The sequence below is a fragment of the Magnetospirillum sp. UT-4 genome, assembly GCF_902729435.1.
Lineage (GTDB): Bacteria > Pseudomonadota > Alphaproteobacteria > Rhodospirillales > Magnetospirillaceae > Magnetospirillum.
This window is the reverse complement of record NZ_CACVCG010000057.1, coordinates 34,550-51,639: the sequence shown is the minus strand read 5'-3', so window position 1 is coordinate 51,639 and position 17,090 is coordinate 34,550. Positions and strand designations below refer to the sequence as shown.

15 protein-coding genes are annotated in these 17,090 nt (G+C 68.8%); 11 read left to right on the top strand and 4 right to left on the bottom strand.

Going from position 1 to position 17,090, the window contains the following annotated elements; all coding sequences use genetic code 11:
* The first annotated feature begins 18 nt into the window (after positions 1 to 18).
* From asnB (MTBUT4_RS09335) to asnB (MTBUT4_RS09295), 9 genes are read left to right on the top strand one after another with little or no spacing between them, the layout of a single operon-like run.
* Positions 19 to 1,770, top strand: coding sequence for an asparagine synthase (glutamine-hydrolyzing) (gene asnB / locus MTBUT4_RS09335; RefSeq protein ID WP_173979415.1), 1,752 nt, complete (start codon positions 19 to 21; stop codon positions 1,768 to 1,770).
* A 1-nt stretch (position 1,771) separates the two neighbouring features.
* Positions 1,772 to 3,271: a hypothetical protein gene (locus tag MTBUT4_RS09330; RefSeq protein WP_173979414.1), complete on the top strand. Its 1,500-nt coding sequence runs from the start codon at positions 1,772 to 1,774 to the stop codon at positions 3,269 to 3,271.
* Positions 3,271 to 4,326: a glycosyltransferase gene (locus MTBUT4_RS09325; RefSeq protein ID WP_173979413.1), complete on the top strand. Its 1,056-nt coding sequence runs from the start codon at positions 3,271 to 3,273 to the stop codon at positions 4,324 to 4,326. Before MTBUT4_RS09330 ends, MTBUT4_RS09325 begins: the two co-directional genes overlap by 1 nt.
* A complete protein-coding gene (locus MTBUT4_RS09320; protein WP_173979412.1) occupies positions 4,326 to 4,757 on the top strand; it encodes a cupin domain-containing protein in 432 nt (143 codons plus the stop codon). The genes MTBUT4_RS09325 and MTBUT4_RS09320 overlap by 1 nt, the downstream gene beginning before the upstream one ends.
* A gap of 4 nt (positions 4,758 to 4,761) precedes the next feature.
* Positions 4,762 to 6,015 carry a methyltransferase domain-containing protein gene (locus tag MTBUT4_RS09315; RefSeq protein ID WP_371737739.1) on the top strand — a complete coding sequence of 418 codons (1,254 nt, stop codon included), beginning with the start codon at positions 4,762 to 4,764 and terminating at the stop codon, positions 6,013 to 6,015.
* A gap of 2 nt (positions 6,016 to 6,017) precedes the next feature.
* Complete coding sequence (locus MTBUT4_RS09310) at positions 6,018 to 7,079, top strand: NAD-dependent epimerase/dehydratase family protein (RefSeq protein WP_173979410.1); 1,062 nt, start codon at positions 6,018 to 6,020, stop codon at positions 7,077 to 7,079.
* A gap of 1 nt (position 7,080) precedes the next feature.
* The gene (locus MTBUT4_RS09305; protein ID WP_173979409.1) at positions 7,081 to 7,992 is read left to right on the top strand and encodes a Gfo/Idh/MocA family protein; all 912 of its coding nucleotides are present in this window, start codon (positions 7,081 to 7,083) and stop codon (positions 7,990 to 7,992) included.
* 18 nt (positions 7,993 to 8,010) lie between these two features.
* The gene (locus tag MTBUT4_RS09300) at positions 8,011 to 8,724 is read left to right on the top strand and encodes a glycosyltransferase family 2 protein (protein ID WP_173979408.1); all 714 of its coding nucleotides are present in this window, start codon (positions 8,011 to 8,013) and stop codon (positions 8,722 to 8,724) included.
* Between the two features lie 4 nt (positions 8,725 to 8,728).
* Positions 8,729 to 10,582, top strand: coding sequence for an asparagine synthase (glutamine-hydrolyzing) (gene asnB, locus MTBUT4_RS09295; protein WP_173979407.1), 1,854 nt, complete (start codon positions 8,729 to 8,731; stop codon positions 10,580 to 10,582).
* Here the strand turns inward: asnB (MTBUT4_RS09295) and MTBUT4_RS09290 are convergent.
* The gene (locus MTBUT4_RS09290; protein WP_173979406.1) at positions 10,527 to 12,107 is read right to left on the bottom strand and encodes a glycosyltransferase family 39 protein; all 1,581 of its coding nucleotides are present in this window, start codon (positions 12,105 to 12,107) and stop codon (positions 10,527 to 10,529) included. The two genes, asnB (MTBUT4_RS09295) and MTBUT4_RS09290, sit on opposite strands and share 56 nt — an antisense overlap.
* 79 nt (positions 12,108 to 12,186) lie before the next feature.
* Here MTBUT4_RS09290 and rfbF point away from each other — a divergent pair, with 79 nt between their 5' ends.
* Together rfbF and rfbG are read left to right on the top strand one after the other, a co-directional pair.
* Positions 12,187 to 12,954: a glucose-1-phosphate cytidylyltransferase gene (rfbF, locus tag MTBUT4_RS09285; protein WP_173979405.1), complete on the top strand. Its 768-nt coding sequence runs from the start codon at positions 12,187 to 12,189 to the stop codon at positions 12,952 to 12,954.
* Positions 12,955 to 12,965: 11 nt separating this feature from the next.
* Positions 12,966 to 14,081: a CDP-glucose 4,6-dehydratase gene (gene rfbG, locus MTBUT4_RS09280; RefSeq protein WP_217424143.1), complete on the top strand. Its 1,116-nt coding sequence runs from the start codon at positions 12,966 to 12,968 to the stop codon at positions 14,079 to 14,081.
* Here rfbG and MTBUT4_RS09275 read toward each other — a convergent pair.
* Genes MTBUT4_RS09275 through rfbH form a run of 3 tightly spaced genes read right to left on the bottom strand, consistent with a single transcriptional unit; the run spans position 14,016 to position 17,031 of the window.
* Positions 14,016 to 14,930: a transketolase family protein gene (locus tag MTBUT4_RS09275; protein WP_173979403.1), complete on the bottom strand. Its 915-nt coding sequence runs from the start codon at positions 14,928 to 14,930 to the stop codon at positions 14,016 to 14,018. The genes rfbG and MTBUT4_RS09275 overlap by 66 nt on opposite strands.
* Complete coding sequence (locus MTBUT4_RS09270) at positions 14,930 to 15,724, bottom strand: thiamine pyrophosphate-dependent enzyme (protein WP_173979402.1); 795 nt, start codon at positions 15,722 to 15,724, stop codon at positions 14,930 to 14,932. Before MTBUT4_RS09270 ends, MTBUT4_RS09275 begins: the two co-directional genes overlap by 1 nt.
* Positions 15,721 to 17,031, bottom strand: coding sequence for a lipopolysaccharide biosynthesis protein RfbH (gene rfbH / locus MTBUT4_RS09265; RefSeq protein WP_173979401.1), 1,311 nt, complete (start codon positions 17,029 to 17,031; stop codon positions 15,721 to 15,723). The genes MTBUT4_RS09270 and rfbH overlap by 4 nt, the downstream gene beginning before the upstream one ends.
* Positions 17,032 to 17,090 lie beyond the last annotated feature (59 nt).

Sequence of the window (17,090 nt, the reverse complement as noted above, 5' to 3'; positions counted from 1 at the left end):
CAACGGGAAAGCCCAATCATGTGCGGCCTTGCCGCCGTTCTCGCCCGCCCCATGGCCCCGCCGGTGGACGCCGCCGCCCTGACCCGCAGCCGCGACGCCATGGTCGCGCGCGGACCCGACGGCGCCGGGCTGTGGCTGGCGCCGGAGGGCCGGGTCGGGCTGGCCCATCGCCGCCTCGCCATCATCGAGCTGTCGGAGTCCGGCGCCCAGCCCATGGCATCGTCCTGCGGCCGCCTGCGCATCGTGTTCAACGGCGAGATCTACAATTACCGCGCCCTGCGCGCCGGGCTGGAAGCCGAGGGCGTGGCCTTCCGCTCGGGCAGCGACACCGAGGTGATCCTGGCCCTCTATCGCCGCCACGGGCGCGACATGCTGCCCCTGTTGCGCGGCATGTTCGCCTTCGCCCTGTGGGACGAGGACCGCCAGGGGATGCTGCTGGCCCGCGACCAGCTGGGGATCAAGCCGCTCTACGTCGCCGATGACGGCAAGACCCTGCGCGCCGCCAGCCAGGTCAAGGCGCTGCTGGCCGGCGGCGGCATCGACAGCGAACCCGACCCGGCCGGCCATGCCGGCTTCTTCCTGTGGGGCCACGTGCCCGAGCCGCACACCCTGTATCGCCATATCCGCGCCCTGCCGGCCGGGTCCTGGCTGTGGGCGGGGGCCGGCGGCGATGTGGCCGAAGGCCGCTTCTTCGACCTCGGGGCCGAGTTGGCCAACCCGCGCGGCGGCCCGGCGCCCGGCTTGCGCGCGGTGCTGCTGGACAGCATGAACCACCACCTGGAGGCCGACGTGCCGGTGGGGGTGTTCCTGTCGGCCGGGCTGGATTCCACCACCCTGGCCGCCCTGGCCAGCGAATGCGCCGGCGGCCGGGTGCGCACCCTGACCCTGGGCTTCGACGAATTCGCCGGCACGGCCAAGGACGAGGTGCCGCTGGCCGAGGCGGTGGCGCGGCACTATGACACCGATCACACCACCGCCCGCGTCACCGCCGCCGATTTCGCCGCCTGCCGGGATCGCATCCTGGCCGACATGGACCAGCCCTCGGTGGACGGGGTCAACACCTGGTTCGTCGCCCGCGCCACCCGCGCCGCCGGGCTGAAGGTGGCGCTCTCCGGCCTGGGCGGCGACGAGCTGTTCGCCGGCTACAATTCATTCCAGGACATCCCGCGCATGGTGTCGGCGCTGGCGCCGCTGCGCCTGCTGCCCGGGCTGGGGAAGCTGGCCCGCGTCGTTTCGGCGCCGTGGATCGCCCGGTTCGCGCCCCCCAAGGCGGCAAGCATCCTGGAATTGGGCACCCGCTACGGCGACGCCTATCTGCTGCGGCGCGGTCTGTTCATGCCATGGGAGCTGCCGCAGGTGATGGACCCCGACATGGCCCGCGCCGGCTGGCGGGCGCTGGCGCCGCGTCTGGCCCTGAACGGCGCGGTGGCGGGCATCGCCGCGCCGCGGCTGAAGGTCTCGGCCCTGGAAATGTCGTTCTACATGCGTAACCAGTTGCTGCGCGATTCCGACTGGGCCGGCATGGCCCATTCCCTGGAGATCCGGGTGCCGCTGGTGGACGTCGAGGTGCTGCGGGCCGTGCTGGCCATGACCCCCCTGCCGGGCAAGCGGGACATGGCCGCCTCGGCCCGCCCGGCCCTGCCGGCGGCGGTGCTGGGGCGCGCCAAGACGGGGTTCTTCGTCCCCGTCGCCCAATGGCTGGGCGAGTCGTCCTTGCGCGGCTGGGCGTGCCGGGTTTACGGTAGCCCGCCGTCGCCACCCGCACCGTGATATGATCAAAGCCGACGCTCGAACCCAATCCACCGCGGCGGTGCGGTTCGCACTCGTTGCCGGTATCGCCGCGTCGGTGGCGTGCGTGGTGCTGATGGCGGCCCGCGCCTGGTTCGTCTTCGCCACCCCAGAGCCGCCCCAGGCGCTGACCAGTGGCGCCGAATTCGAATCGCTGTTCGCCGTCTGGAAGGCGGTGCACGGGCGACCGGTCTACATCGACCAGACCCGCATCCCGTTCGCGGGAAGCTATTACAACTGGATCTACTATACCCTTTACGGCGGTTTCGCGCGGACGGTGCTGGGCCTGCTGGGACTGGGCGACGCCTGGATTCCGGCGGTGTGCAAGCTGTTCACCCTGGCCGGGGCGCTGGGCGGGCTGGGGCTGTCGTGGGCGCTGGCCAGTCGCGTCGCACCGCACTCGCGGCCGGCCACGGCGGCACTTGGCGCCGCCGGCTTCGTCCTGGTCTTTCTGGGACCATTGATGGGGTTCTGGGCGATCGCCACCGCGCCCGACATTTGGGCGTTGACCTTCGACGCCGCCTCGGTGCTGGTGTTCCTGCACCTGTACGGCAGGATGCCCCGCCGCGCGGTGCTGGCCTTCGCGGTGCTTGCCTATTGCGCCTGGGGCATGAAGCAGGTCTTCGTCTATTCAACCGGGGCCGTAGGGCTGTTCCTGCTGTCGCGCCGCGATTGGACCGGGGTGTTCCTGCTCACCGCCGCCATGGTGTCGGCGTGGGGCGCCACCATCGCCGTGGGGCCGCCCGACTATGTCCGCATGGTCTTCTTTGGCGGCAGCCAGGTGATCCTGGATCCGGCCACGGCGGTGCGCAACATGGCCAATTTCGCGGTGAAATGTCTGCCGCTCCTGGCCGGGGCCGCGGCGGCGGCGGCAATCCTCGGGCGCCGGATCGGGCGCCATCCGGAGTTGCTGCTTCCGGCGCTGGGGATCGGCGTGTCGGCGGTCATGGCGGGCGTCGCCAGCGCCAAGCTGGGAGCGGCGGAGAACTATTTCTTCACCACCTCGTTCCATCTCGCTTTGTTCGTCTGGGCGGCGCTGGCCCATGTCAGGGATCTTCCGCCGCAGGTGGCCTGGACGGTCGGTCTCGGCTGGCTGGGGACCGGTGCGGCGGTCACGGCGGTCCTGGCCGGCCTTGCCGGCAACGTCTCGATGCGGTCGTTCCACGACAACGCCGTCGCCGCCGCCAGGTGCATCGGCACCCGTCCGGGGCCGGTCTACGTCACCAGCCCGGCCCTGGCGCTGCCCTGGCTCGTCCCGTCCGAGCCGGCTTTCGTGCTGCACTGGAATTATCCTCTCGACCGAGCCGCGGGGGTGGCGATGGAGGGCGGCGGCGTCGGCGGGCTGATCGGGTCGGGATATTTCGCCACACTGATCGCCGATCCCGCCACTATCCGCATCGACGGTGCGGAAATTCTTGAACATTACCGGCAGACTGCCGAGTGTGGGCCGTTGGCCGTTTTCTCGCGCCGCCAGGAAGGATGATGACCGCACTTCCCACCGTGACCGTTCTTACCGCATCGTACAACGACTGGCCGTCGCTGCGGGCGCTGCTGCCGCTGCTGGATTCGGCGCTGGCCGACCGCGCCGCCGCGGTGCGGGTGGTGGTGGTGGACGATGGCTCGTCCGAGCCACCGCCCGACGACTTGATGGTCGGGCTGGACTTGCGGGTCATCCGCTCGTTGGAGGTGCTCACCCTGGTACGCAATCTCGGCAACCAGCGGGCGCTGTCGGTGGCGGTCGGCTGGGTTGCCGTCCATTGCGGCGACGACTGGGTGGTCGTGATGGACTGTGACCACGAGGACCGGCCCGAGGTCATTCCCGACCTTCTGGACGCCGCCCGCGAGGCCGGCGGGCGCAAGATCGCCTTCGCGGCGCGGACCCAGCGCCACGACGGCTTGATGTTCAAGTTTCTCTACGGCGCCTACAAGCGGCTGTATAAGCTGCTCACTGGCATGCCCATCGCCATCGGCAACTTTTCGGTGGTGCCCGGCGCCCTGATGCCGCGCCTGGCCGGGGTTTGGGAGATCGGTCTGCACTTCCCGGCCGGAGTGATGAAGGCGCGCCTGCCCTATACCAGCATCGGCGCCGCCCGCGGTAAGCGGGTTCTCGGCCGCAGCAGCATGAACATCGTCAATCTGGTGGTCCACGGATTGTCCGGGCTGGCGGTCCACGCCGAGACCGTGGCGGTGCGGGTGGTGTTGGCGACCCTGTCGCTGGGTGCCTTCGCCACCCTGTACCTGGGTCAGGTGCTGTTCGAGAAGCTGTTCACCGACATCCCGCTGCTCGGCTGGACGTCGCAGATCGCCGCGCTGGTGGCCGGGTTCCTGGTGCAGGCCCTGCTGTCGGGGCTGCTGCTGCTGTTCCTGGTCCTCAACGCCCGGACCCAGCGCCCGTTCATTCCCTTGCGCGACCACGAGGCCTTCATTCTGGCGGTGAAGCGCCATTCGGCCGGCGACGCAAGGCACTTGCCGCCACCCGAGGGGCAGGATAAAAGAACGCCACACGCGGCCTTTCCAACGACATCGAGACACGAGTGATGAAGATACGACCCGTAACGGCGGAAGAGAGGGCCGAATGGCCAAAGACTGTCGTCGTGCCGCTGGAAAAGCCCTTCGTCGATGAGCGCGGATCGATCCAGCCACTGGTCGATGTCCCCATGGAGTCCTGTGTCCTGATCAGTTCGAAGAAGGGCACCGTGCGGGCCAACCATTATCACCAGACCGACTGGCACTACTGCTATGTTCTGGACGGTGAGATCGAGTACTGGGAACGCCCGACCGGCAGCGATCAGGCGCCGGTCAAGACGGTGATCGGTCCCGGGACGATGTTCTTCACCGGTCCCATGGTGGATCATTCGATGGTGTTCACCAAGGACACCACCTTCTTGACTTTCGGCCGCAACAGCCGCTCGCAGGAGGTCTACGAGGCCGACGTGGTGCGTATTCCGCACCTTCCCCCGGTCGGCTGAGCCGGTGGTGTCCGGCAACGCCGCCTGTCGTCGTCGCACGGATTGCCGCCTGTGCGGCTCCGAGGCGTTGTCGATGGTGTTCGCTCTCGAACCGACGCCGCCCGCCAACGCCTTCGTTACCGAAGCCATGAAGGGTCGGCCGCAGCAAAGTTTTCCTCTCGACGTCTTCTACTGCGAGTGCTGCGGACACCTGCAGCTCCTCGACGTGGTCGATCCCCGCGAGCTGTTCGAGGACTATGTCTATGTCTCTGGGACCTCGCCGGTTTTCGTCAAGCACTTCGAAGATTACGCAGCCGAGGTGATCGACCGCTTCCGACCCGAGCCCGGCGGCCTGGTGGTGGACATCGGATCCAATGACGGCACATTGCTGTCGTTCTTCCGGCGGGCGGGATTCCGGGTCCTGGGCATCGACCCGGCGCGCGAGATCGCCGCCCGCGCCACCGAAGCCGGGATCGAGACCCGCTGCGGCTTCTTCACCGCCGGCGTGGCGAGCACCATCCGCGCCGAGCGCGGACCGGCGGCGGTGGTCACCGCCAACAACGTCTTCGCCCATATCGACGATCTCGGCGGGGTCGCCGACGGGGTGCGCGACCTGCTCGCGCCCGCCGGCGTGTTCGTGTTCGAGGTGTCCTACCTGGCCGACGTGATCGAAAAGACACTGTTCGACACCATCTACCACGAACATCTGGACTATCATGCCGTGCGCCCCCTCGTCGGGTTCCTGGAACGGCACGGGCTGGAGCTGATCGAGGCAATGCGGGTGCCCTCGCACGGGGGGTCGCTGCGCGCGGTGGCCCAGCTCAAGGGCGGCGACCGGCCGGTCGGGGCCTCGGTGGCCGAGGCACTGGCGGTCGAGGTGGCCATGGGCCTGGAGAGGGCCGACACCTACCGCGCCTTTGCCGGGCACATCAACGACCTGAAGAACGAACTGGCTGGACTGCTGCTGGCCTTGAAGGCCGAGGGCAAGCGGATCGCGGGATTCGGCGCGCCGGCCAAGGCAACCACGTTGATGCATCATTTCGGCCTGGGGGCCGACTTCATCGACTTCATCATCGACGATAGCCCGCTCAAGCAGGGGCTCTACACGCCCGGCCTGCACATCCCGGTGCTGTCCTCGGCCGCCATAGCCGAACACCGCCCCGACTACCTGTTGGTCCTGGCGTGGAACTTCGCGCCCTCCATCATCGCCAAGAACTCGGCCTTCCGCGACGTCGGTGGCCGGTTCATCGTTCCCTTGCCCAAACTCGAGGTGGTCTAATCATGGCCGAATTCCTGCTCAAGTCCGACATCGCCGAGATCGCCCAGAGGCTGGGCGAGGCCTCGCGCGATTTCTCGGGCAAGACGGTGCTGCTGACCGGCGGTCGCGGTTTTCTCGGCCGCTACTTCATGGACGTCTTCGCCTATCTCAACGAGCACGTGCTGGAGCAGCCCTGCCGCCTGGTCGCGCTGGACAACCTGATCACCGCCGGCAAGGAGGGGGCCGAGGTTCCCGACCTGCCCAACGTCACCTTCGTCAATCACGACGTGATCGAGCCCTTCCAGTGGGAAGGGCCGCTGCACTACGTCATTCATGCCGCCGGCATCGCCAGCCCGTTCTATTATCGCGCCTATCCGCTGGAAACACTGGAGGTGGCGGTCCGCGGCACCCGCAACATGCTGGAGCTGGCCCAGTGCCACCAGGCCCGCTTCACCTTCTTCTCGTCCTCCGAAATCTACGGCGATCCCGATCCGAAGCACGTGCCGACCCAGGAGAGCTACCGCGGCAACGTGTCGGCCCAGGGACCGCGCGCGTGCTATGACGAAAGCAAGCGGGTCGGTGAAACGCTGTGCTACATCTTCCACGAGAAGCACGGCACCGCCACCAATACCATCCGCCCGTTCAACGTCTTCGGCCCCGGCATGCAGGAGACCGACTACCGGGTGCTGCCCAATTTCGCCAACCGCATCAAGGCCAGCCAGCCGCTGAACATCTACGGCTCGGGCAATCAAACCCGGACCTTCTGCTACATCACCGATGCGATGGTCGGCTTCCTGCTGGTGATACTGCGGGGCGTCCCCGGCGAGCCCTACAACATCGGTAATCCCAAGCCCGAGATTTCGATGCTGGAGTTGGTCAAGCGCATCGAGTCCGTGCTGGGACGCAAGGTCGCGCACAACATCATCGAATACCCCGATTCCTACCCCGCCGACGAGCCCAACCGGCGCTGCCCGGACATCCGCAAGGCCCGGCTGCAGCTGAAATTCGAACCCAGTGTCGATCTCAACGAGGGCCTGCGGCGGTTCCTGACCTGGGCGGACAAGGTCTATACCGGCGAGGCGTGACGTGGAGTCCGGCGGCAAGGTGCGCCTGGGTCTGGTGGGCGCCGGCCGGTGGGGGCGCATCTACATCCGCGCCCTGTCCGGCTTGCCCGGCCTGACGCTGGCGGCGGTGGCCAGTTCCAATCCCGCTACCGTGACCTTGCTGAATCCTGACACTCGGCTGCACCCCGATGCCAGCGACATGATCAAGTCGGGCGGGCTCGACGGCGTGATCGTCGCCACCCCGCCCGATTCCCACGTCGCCATCGCCCGCATGGCGGTCTTGGCGGGGCTGCCGGTCCTGGTGGAAAAGCCGCTGGCCTACGACGCAGCCGAGGCCGCGGGACTGGCCGCCCTCGCCGCCCAACGGCGGGTGACGGTGTGGGTCGATCATATCCATCTGTTTTCACCGGCGTTTCGTCGCCTGAAGCGGATCGTCGCCGACCTGGGGCCGGTCCGTGCCATTCGTGGCTGCGCCGGAAGCCATGGCCCTTATCGGCGCGACACCTCGGTCTTGTGGGATTGGGGCGCACACGACGTCGCCATGTGCCTGGACCTTCTGGGTACCATGCCCGACCGGATGGAGGCGCGGGTGGTCGAGCGGCGTTCACTTGGCAACGGCGATACCGGCGAGACGGTGCGGCTCTGCCTGGGGTTCGGGCCGACGAGCGCCGATATCACGGTGGGGACGTTGATGGACAAGACCCGCCTGTTCGAGGTGGAATGCGCCGGCGGCACCGTGGTGTACGATGACGTGGGTCCGGTACGCCTGACCCGTGACGGCGACGAGGAACCGGTGGAGGCCGACCGGCCCTTGGATGTGGTATTGAGCGAATTCGGCGCTGCCGTCTCGGGGCATTCGGCCGATCTGTCTTCGCTCGCTCTGGGCATACGTGTTATCCAAGTCCTGGAACGCTGCCAGGCTGTGCTCGGCTAGGAACATCAGGAACGCCCCATGGACTTCAAGACCCTCTCCGTCGTCATCCCCTGCTATAACGAGGAACGCACGTTGGCCTCCATCGTCGATCGGGTGCTGGCCGCCGATCGGATGGGTCTGGGGATCGAGATCGTCATCGTCGATGACGGTTCGCGCGACAGGTCGGTGGAGGTGATGAAGACCCTGGCGGCGGAACACCCCGGGATCTCCTGCCATTACCACGGGGTCAACCAGGGCAAGGGCGCGGCGCTCAGGACCGGGTTCGAGAAGGCCACCGGCGACATCGTGGTGGTCCAGGACGCCGACCTGGAATACAGCCCGTCGGATTACCCGAAATTGCTGAAGCCCTTGCTGGACGGCCGCGCCGACGTGGTGTTCGGCTCGCGCTTCAAGGGCGGCGATGAGACCCGCGTGCTGTATTTCTGGCACTCCATCGGCAACAGGGTTCTGACGTTGGCGTCCAACATGTTCACCGATCTCAACCTCACCGACATGGAAACCTGCTACAAGGTGTTCCGGCGCGAGATCATCCAGGGCATCGCCATCGTCGAGAACCGCTTCGGCTTCGAGCCCGAGATCACCGCCAAGATCGCCCGCCTGAAGCCCAGGCCGCGCATCTACGAGGTCGGCATCTCCTATTCCGGCCGCACCTACGAGGAAGGCAAGAAGATCGGCTGGCGCGACGGCGTGCGCGCCCTCTACTGCATCGTCCGCTACAACCTGTTCGACTGATCCCATGTGCGGCATCGCCGGCAGCACCCGGGCGGATGCGGCGATCGTGGCGGCCATGGTGGCGCGGCTGGCCCATCGCGGCCCCGATGCCAGCGATGTCTGGACCGGCGAGGGGGTGGCGCTGGGGCACGCCCGCCTCGCCATCATCGACCTCTCGCCCGGCGGCGCCCAGCCCATGCGCTCCCCCTGCGGGCGCTGGGCCATCGCCTTCAACGGCGAGATCTACAATTACCGTGAGCTGAAGGCGGAGCTTGAAGCCAAGGGCGAATCCTTCGCCTCGACCAGCGATACCGAGGTGCTGCTGCGCCTGCTGATGCGCGAGGGGCTGGCGGCGCTGGACCGGCTGATCGGCATGTTCGCGCTTGCCCTGTGGGACGCGGAAAAGCGCGAGCTGCTGCTGGTGCGCGACCGCCTGGGGGTCAAGCCGCTGGTTTACGGATTGCTGCCCGGCGGCGGCATCGCCTTCGCCTCGGAGATCGAGGCGCTGCGCGCCCATCCCGGGCTGGACCTGTCCCTGGATCGCGAGGCGCTGTCGGGGTATCTCGCCTGCCTCTACGTGCCCGCCCCGCGCACCATCCATGCCGGCATTTCCAAGCTGCCGCCCGGGTCCTGGCTGACATGGCGCGACGGCGCGGTGGAGACCGGGCGCTGGTGGGCGCCGGCCTATACCGGCGAGCGCACCATCAGCATCGACGAGGCCGCCGAGGAGGTGCTGCCGCTGCTGGATTCGGCGGTGCGGCTGCGCCTGGTCGCCGATGTCGAGGTCGGCTGCTTCCTGTCGGGCGGCATCGATTCCTCGGTCATCGCCGCCCTGATGGCCAAGGCGGCGCGGGAGGCCGGGGCGCCGCCGCCGCGCACCTTCACCATGACCTTCGCCGAGAAGGCCTATGACGAGCGCGAGGCGGCCCGCGCGGTGGCCGACCACATCGGCTCGCGCCATGCCGAGCTGCCGGCGCGGCCGGAGGTGGCGGGGTTCCTCGACCACATGGTGCGGCTGTTCGGCGAGCCGTTCGGCAATCCCACCGCGCTGCTGATCCACGATCTGTCGAAGAAGGCCCGCGAGCACCTCAAGGTGGCGCTGGTGGGCGATGGCGGCGACGAGGTGTTCGCCGGCTATCCCCGCCACCAGGGCGGCCTGCTCGCCGCCCGCTACCGCGCCGTGGTGCCCGGACCGTTGCGCGGTCTGGCAGCGGCGGCGGCCGGGTTGATTCCGGAAAGCAGCTCGGGGCGCCACGCCTGGCGCCGTGCCCGCGAATTCCTGGCGGCCGGCGGGCTGCCCGCCGACCAGGCCTATGCCGCGTGGGTGGAATATTTCGATCCGGCCGAGCGTCGCGCTTTGCTGGGCGGCGCTTTGCCCGGCCGACCCGTCGCCGAGCTGTACCGCACCGCGCCCGGCGCCACGCCGCTGGATGCCATGCAGCAGACCGATTTGGTGTCGTTCCTGCCCGGCAATCTGCTGGCCTATGGCGATGCCATGAGCATGGCGGTGGCGCTGGAATTGCGGCTGCCCTTCCTCGACCACCGGCTGGTCGAGGCGGTGGGGCGCATCTCCGCCGCCACCCGCTTCGCCGCCGGCAAGAAGACCATCCTGAAGGCGGTGGCGCGCCGGTTGCTGCCGCCCGAGATCGTCGATCGGCCCAAGCTGGGCTTCAATCCGCCCATGGGCCTGTGGCTGAAAAACGAGCTGAAGCCGCTGGTGGCCGAGCGCCTGACCCCGGCCCGCATGGCGGCGCTGGGGCTGGAATCGGCGCCGGTGGCGGCGCTGCTGGCCGAGCACGCCGGCGGCCGGCGCGACCATTCCCTCAAGGTGTGGGCGTTGCTGGTCCTCGAGGCCTGGGCGCGGGGGCAGGGGATCTAGCGTCGGTGTGGCATGCCCACACGTCGAAGATCCTGTATTCGGCGACCCGGTCGTGGTGGGCGCGGAAGGTGGTTTGGAAGCGCTTGTTGAAGGCCGGCTCGTAGTAATAGCCGTTGAGGGTGAAGGGCGGCTCGCCGTGGGGCAGCAGCCACAGGTCGGTATGGCAGGTCTCCAGCCGGCGGTAGGTCTCCTCGGGCATGGGGATGCGCAGCCAGCCCAGTTCCATCACCGTGTTGAGGTCCAGCGTGTAGGGATGCCCCGCCGCCGCCAGCAGCGAGCGGTAGGCATACAGGCGCACGTTCAGCGGATCGCCGACGGTGACCCCGCCCAGGCCCATCTGGATGCGCTTGCCCGGGAAGTCGGCCATGATCTGGCGGATGTCGGCGGTGGCGGCCCGCGCCTCGTCCCAGTCCAGCGCCTTGAAGAAGCGGCGCTCCTGCTGCCAGGCCAGGCCCAGGCACAGGGCGGCGGCGGCGGCCAGGGCGGCGGCGGTGCGCCGCCGTGCCGCCCCGGCCGCCGCCAGGGCGCGCAAGCTCAGATCCACCATCGGCGCCACGAAGGGCAGGTAATAGTAATGCCCGGCGCCGGGCTTGGTGGCCGGTGCCAGCATCAGCACCACCATGGCCGAATAGGTGCCGAGATACAGCCACAGCCGCCAGCCGGCGGTGCGCCACGCCTGGCGCCCGGCCAGCAGCCAGGCGGCCAGCGGAATGGCGAGGTAGAAGCCGAACTTCAGGGCCAGCTTGGAGAAGGCGAACCAGGTGTTCTCCTTGCCCGCCATGGGCGCCATCATCGCCAGGTACTCCTGGAACGGCACCGAGGGATGGGCGAAGGGCAGCGCCGCCACCAGCAGCGCCGCCGCGCCCGAGACCAGAATGCGCCGCACCGGGTCGCCGGCCAGGTGGAACAGGGCGACCGGCAGGATGAAGACCGGCGCGGTCACCTTGAAGCCGATGGCGGCGCCGGCGCACAGGCCCAGCAGCGCGCTGGCCTTCCAGCCGCCGCCGCGCTCGCCCCAGGCCACGGCGGCCACCGCCAGCGCGGTCAGCACCGCCACCGGCATGTCGGGGCGGGGCACCACCGTCATGTTGAGGTGGGTGAGGAAGGCCCAGGCGGCGAAGGCGGCGGCGAGGGCCATGGCCACGACGCCCTGGCGGCGGTGGCGCAGCGCCACGACGACGGGCAGCAGCACCGCCGCCAGCGACGCCGCCATCCGCCCGCTCGCCACCGAATCGCCGAACAGCCATTGCGGCAGGGCGGTGAGGAAGAAGATCAGCGGCCCGTGGACATGGGTGACGCGGTCGGGCGAATCGAGGCCGCGATAGACCGGCAGGCCCTCGATCAGGAACCGGGCCATGATTGTCAGGCTGGATTCGTTGAGTTCGACGTAGCCGGGATAGAGCTGGTAGGTGATCACCACCGCCAGCAGGTTGCCGACGCCCCACAAGGCGATCACCGCCGCCGCCCAGACCAGCCAGCGCGGCAGGGCCGCGCCGCGTCCGATGCCATCCGTCGAAATGCTCATGCCCGGTTCCTAGAACATTCGGCGGGCCGGCGCAATTGTGATACATCAGGGGCCGGTGAACATCCGCGGCGGGACAAGCATGAAACTGGTCATTCTTGCCGGCGGCCTGGGCACGCGCATCAGCGAGGAAACCGTGGTGCGGCCCAAGCCCATGGTGGAGATCGGCGGCAAGCCGATCCTCTGGCACATCATGAAGGGCTATTCCGCCCACGGCATCAACGAATTCGTCGTCTGCCTGGGCTACAAGGGCTACATGATCAAGGAGTATTTCGCCAACTACTTCCTGCACATGGCCGACGTCACCATCGACCTGGCCGGCAACAGCCTGGAGGTCCACCAGACCGCCGCCGAGCCGTGGAAGGTGACCCTGGTCGAGACCGGCGAATCCACCATGACCGGCGGTCGCCTGCGCCGCGTGCGGGACTATCTCAACGGCGAGGATTTCTGCTTCACCTACGGTGACGGCGTGGCGGACGTGAACATCACCGAGCTGCTCGCCTTTCACCGCGCCCACGGGGCTAAGGCGACGGTGACGGCGGTGCAGCCGGCCGGCCGCTTCGGGGTGCTCGAGATGGAGGACGACGTGGTGCGCGCCTTCGACGAGAAGCCCCACGGCGACGGCAACTGGATCAACGGCGGCTTCTTCGTGCTGAAGCCCGACGTCTTCGACCTGCTGGAGAACGATTCCACGGTGTGGGAGAAGAAGCCGCTGGAAACCCTGGCCGCCGCCGGCGAGCTTCGGGCCTACCGTCACCGCGGCTTCTGGTACGCCATGGACACGGTGCGCGACAAGCAGCACCTGGAATCCCTGTGGGCGGCGGGCAAGGCCCCCTGGCGGACATGGTAGGGGCGGACGTGATGAGCGCGGTCGATCCCGGCTTCTGGCGCGGCAAGTCGGTCTTCCTGACCGGCCATACCGGCTTCAAGGGGGCGTGGCTGTCGCTGTGGCTGGCCCGCCTGGGCGCTTCCGTGCATGGTTACGCCCTGGAGCCGCCCAGCACGCCCAACCTGTTCGACCTCGCCCGAATCGGCCAGGCGGTCACCGACACCCGCGCCGATCTGCGCGACCTCGACGCGCTGCTGCGGGCCATGGACGACGCCCGCCCCGACGTGGTCATCCACATGGCGGCGCAATCGCTGGTGCGACCCGGCTACGAGGACCCCGCCGGCACCTTCGCCACCAACCTGATGGGCACCGTGCATGTGCTGGAGGCGGCGCGGCGGCAGCCGAACCTGGGCGTCGCCCTGATGATCACCACCGACAAGTGCTACGAGAACCGCGAGTGGGTGTGGGCCTACCGCGAGGACGAGCCCATGGGCGGCTTCGACCCCTACTCCGCCTCGAAGGGCTGCGCCGAGCTGGCCATCTCCGCCTATCGCCGCTCGTTCTTCGCCGCCGGCGGGGCGCGCATCGCCTCGGCACGGGCGGGAAACGTGATCGGTGGCGGCGACTGGGCCCGCGACCGCCTGGTGCCCGACATCATGGTGGCGCTGGCCGAGGGGCGGCGCCCGTTCATCCGCAATCCCGAGGCGGTGCGCCCATGGCAGCACGTGCTGGAGCCGCTGTCGGGCTATCTGGTGCTGTGCCAGAAATTGTGGCGCGACCCGTCCCTGGCCGAGGGTTGGAATTTCGGCCCCGCCGACGAGGATGCCCGCCCGGTCCGCTGGATCGCCGACCGCCTGTGCGCCCTGTGGGGCGAGGGCGCCGGCTGGGACACCCAGCCCACCCGGCAGCCCCACGAGGCCCATCACCTCAGGCTGGACTGCTCGAAGGCCCGGGCGCGCCTGGGCTGGCGGCCGCGCTGGGATTTGGGAGCGGCGCTGGAGCGGATCGTGGCGTGGTACGGGTCGCAGGCCGGCGGCGCCGATGCGCGGGCGCTGACCGAAACCCAGATCGCCGCCTACGACTCAGCCCAGGGCGGCGCAGATGGAATCGGGCGACAGGCCGTGGGCGGCCAGCAGCTGGTCGGGTGAGCCGTAATCGTGGATGAATTGGTCCTTCAGGCAGAAGGCCTGGAGGCGGCAGCGCGCCTGGCTGTCCCAGGCGATCTCCTTGACCTGGGCGGCCAGGCCGCCATGGGCCACGTGCTCCTCGATCACCGCCACGCTTGCGAAGGCGCCCAGGACGTCGGCGATGCCGGCCCGATCCAGCGGCTTCAGGGTGTGGACCGAGGCCACCGACACCTTGCGCCCCAGGGCGCGCATCCGCTCCGCCACCTGGAACGCCATCGCCATGATCGGCCCATGGGCCAGCAGGCACAGATCGGTCCCGTCGCGGACCAGCCAGCGCAGCCGGCCGAACACGAACGGCTCGGCCCCCCTGGTGAGGTCGGGCTCGCCGGCCTTGCCGAGGCGGAGATAGATCGGCCCGCCGTCGTTGGCGGCACAGAAGCGGGTGGCCTGGGCGGTCTCGGCCGGGTCGCAGGGGCTCAGCACCCGCATGTTGGCCAGCGAGCAGGCCAGGGCCAGATCCTCCTGCGCCTGATGGGTGGTGCCCAGGGTGGAATAGGCCAGACCCGCCCCCATGCCGACCACCGTCACCGGCAGGTTCTGGTAGCACAGATCGTCGCGCACGAACTCGAACGGCCGGTACAGGCTGAAGGTCGCCATGGTGTAGACGAAGGGCCGCAAGCCCTTCAGCGCCATGCCGGCGGCGATGCCGATCATCGCCTGCTCGGCGATGCCGACATTGAGGAAGCGGCCGGGCGCCACCTGCTTCAGCTGCGGCAGCTTGCCGCCGGGCAGCACGTCGGCGCCGATGGAGACGATGCGCGGATCGGCCAGGGCGATCTCGTACAGGGTGTCGGCGAAGGCGTTGCGCATCAGGCCAGCTCCGCCATGGCGGCGGCGAATTCGTCGGGCTTCGGGCGCTTGTAGTGCCAGGCCACCGAATCGGCCATGAAGCTCACCCCCTTGCCCTTGACCGTATCGCACACCAGCATCATCGGCCGGGTGCCGTCGCGGCCGCGCACCGCCTGGACCATGGCGGCGCCGTCATGGCCGTCCACTTGCGCCACCTGCCAGCCGAAGCCGGCGAATTTGGGCGCCAGCGGATAAAGGGCGGGATGGGTGTCGCGGGTGCGGTCGGAACAGCTCTGCCAGCCGTTGGCATCCACATAGGCCACCAGGTTGGACGCCCCCAGCGAGGCGGCCAGCAGCACCGCCTCCCAGGTCGAGCCCTCGTGCAGCTCGCCGTCGCCCAGCAGGCAGTGGACCAGCCCGCCGCCGCCCTTCACCGATTCCGCCAGCGCCATGCCCACGGCCATGGCGAGGCCGTGCCCGAGCGAGCCGGTCGAGGCGGCGATGCCGGGATTGCCGCAATCGGGATGGGCCCCCAGCATGCCGCCCGAGGTGCAATAATTGTCCAGCGCATGCTTCGGCAGCACGCCCAGATCCTCCAGCACCACGTATTGCATGATGGCGCCGTGGCCCTTGGACATCAGGAAGGTGTCGGTGTCCGTTTTCAGGCCGTTATAGACGGCATCGACGATCTCGGTGCAGGAGAACGCGGTGGCGATGTGCAGCGCCTGCACCCGCTGCGACACCTCCAGCACCCGGCGGCGGTAGCGCCGGCAGCGTTCGGCGGAACGGGCCGGATCGAAGCTGTTGCTGATCACCGCACGAACGCCTTGATGGTGTCGATGACATGGGCGAGGCCGGGCTCGCCGATGCCGGGGAACACCCCCAGCCAGAAGGCGTCGCGCATCACCTTGTCGGAGCGGGACAGCTCGCCCACGCCGCGCCAGGTGCGCCCCTGCATGAAGGGCTGGCGGATCAAATTGCCGGCGAACACCAGACGGGTGCCGATGCCGTGGCCGTTGAGGTGGATCAGCAGGTCCTCGCGGCTGAACTTGACGCCGTCCTGCAGCGCCAGGGGGAAGCCGAACCACGACGGCTCCGACCCGGGCGTCGCCTCGGGCAGGATGAAGACGTCCCGCAGATCCGAAAGCCCGTCCCTCAGCGCCGCGAAATTGGCCCGCCGCGCCGCGATGAAGCCCTCCAGCCGGTCGAGCTGGGCGAGGCCGACGGCGGCCTGCATGTCGGTGATCTTGAGGTTATAGCCGGCATGGGAATAGACGTATTTGTGGTCGTAGCCGGCGGGCAGCTCGCCCAGCTGCCACTCGTAGCGGCGCTTGCAGGTGTTGTCCCTGCCCGGCGGGCAATAGCAGTCGCGGCCCCAGTCGCGCATGCTCTCCATGGCGCGGCGGATCAGCGGCCGGTCGGTGAACACCGCGCCGCCCTCGCCCATGGTGATGTGGTGGGCGGGATAGAAGGACAGCGTGCCGATGTCGCCGAAGCCGCCCACCGGCTTGCCCCTCCAGGTGGCGCCCAGGGCATCGCAGCAATCCTCGATCACCCACAGGTCGTGTTTCTTCGCCACCGCCATGACGGCGTCGAGGTCGAACGGATTGCCCAGGGTATGGGCCAGCATGATGGCGCGGGTCCTCGGCCCGACGGCCTCCTCCAGCCGGCTCATGTCCATGTTGAAGGTGGGCAGGTGGACGTCCAGGAACACCGGCACCAGCCCGTATTGCAGCGCCGGGGCCAGGGTGGTGGGAAAGCCGGTGGCGCAGGTGATGATCTCGTCGCCGGGCTTCAGGGCCTTGTCCTTGAACAAGGGCGAGGTCAGGGCCGCCAGCGCCACCAGGTTGGCGCTTGAGCCGGAATTGACGGTGAGCACGTGCTTGGTGCCAAGGATGGCCGCCAGCCGTTTCTCGAAGGACTCGTTGAAGCGCCCGGTGGTGAGCCAGAACTCCAGCGCGGATTCGGTCAGCGCCTGCATCTCCTCGGGTCCGAAGACGCGGCCCGAGACCGGGACGGATGGCTTGGCGGGGTCGAAGCGGGAGCGGTCGGCGTGGACCACGCTCCAGTATTCACCGACGAGGTCGAGGATCTGGCGGCGCAGGGATTCGGCGTCGGACATCGTGGGATATTTGCTCTTCACTTTTGCCGGGGCGGCGGCCAGGATGCCGCGAGCGCGAA

What these genes read in the sequence shown, in the direction of transcription:
- MTBUT4_RS09325 (WP_173979413.1), top strand. Translation starts at nt 3,271, where the DNA reads ATGACCGCACTTCCCACCGTGACCGTTCTTACCGCATCGTACAACGAC.
- rfbH (WP_173979401.1), bottom strand. Translation starts at nt 17,031, where the DNA reads ATGTCCGACGCCGAATCCCTGCGCCGCCAGATCCTCGACCTCGTCGGT.
- MTBUT4_RS09275 (WP_173979403.1), bottom strand. Translation starts at nt 14,930, where the DNA reads ATGCGCAACGCCTTCGCCGACACCCTGTACGAGATCGCCCTGGCCGAT.
- MTBUT4_RS09320 (WP_173979412.1), top strand. Translation starts at nt 4,326, where the DNA reads ATGAAGATACGACCCGTAACGGCGGAAGAGAGGGCCGAATGGCCAAAG.
- MTBUT4_RS09310 (WP_173979410.1), top strand. Translation starts at nt 6,018, where the DNA reads ATGGCCGAATTCCTGCTCAAGTCCGACATCGCCGAGATCGCCCAGAGG.
- rfbG (WP_217424143.1), top strand. Translation starts at nt 12,966, where the DNA reads ATGAGCGCGGTCGATCCCGGCTTCTGGCGCGGCAAGTCGGTCTTCCTG.
- asnB (WP_173979407.1), top strand. Translation starts at nt 8,729, where the DNA reads ATGTGCGGCATCGCCGGCAGCACCCGGGCGGATGCGGCGATCGTGGCG.
- MTBUT4_RS09290 (WP_173979406.1), bottom strand. Translation starts at nt 12,107, where the DNA reads ATGAGCATTTCGACGGATGGCATCGGACGCGGCGCGGCCCTGCCGCGC.
- asnB (WP_173979415.1), top strand. Translation starts at nt 19, where the DNA reads ATGTGCGGCCTTGCCGCCGTTCTCGCCCGCCCCATGGCCCCGCCGGTG.
- rfbF (WP_173979405.1), top strand. Translation starts at nt 12,187, where the DNA reads ATGAAACTGGTCATTCTTGCCGGCGGCCTGGGCACGCGCATCAGCGAG.
- MTBUT4_RS09300 (WP_173979408.1), top strand. Translation starts at nt 8,011, where the DNA reads ATGGACTTCAAGACCCTCTCCGTCGTCATCCCCTGCTATAACGAGGAA.
- MTBUT4_RS09330 (WP_173979414.1), top strand. Translation starts at nt 1,772, where the DNA reads ATGATCAAAGCCGACGCTCGAACCCAATCCACCGCGGCGGTGCGGTTC.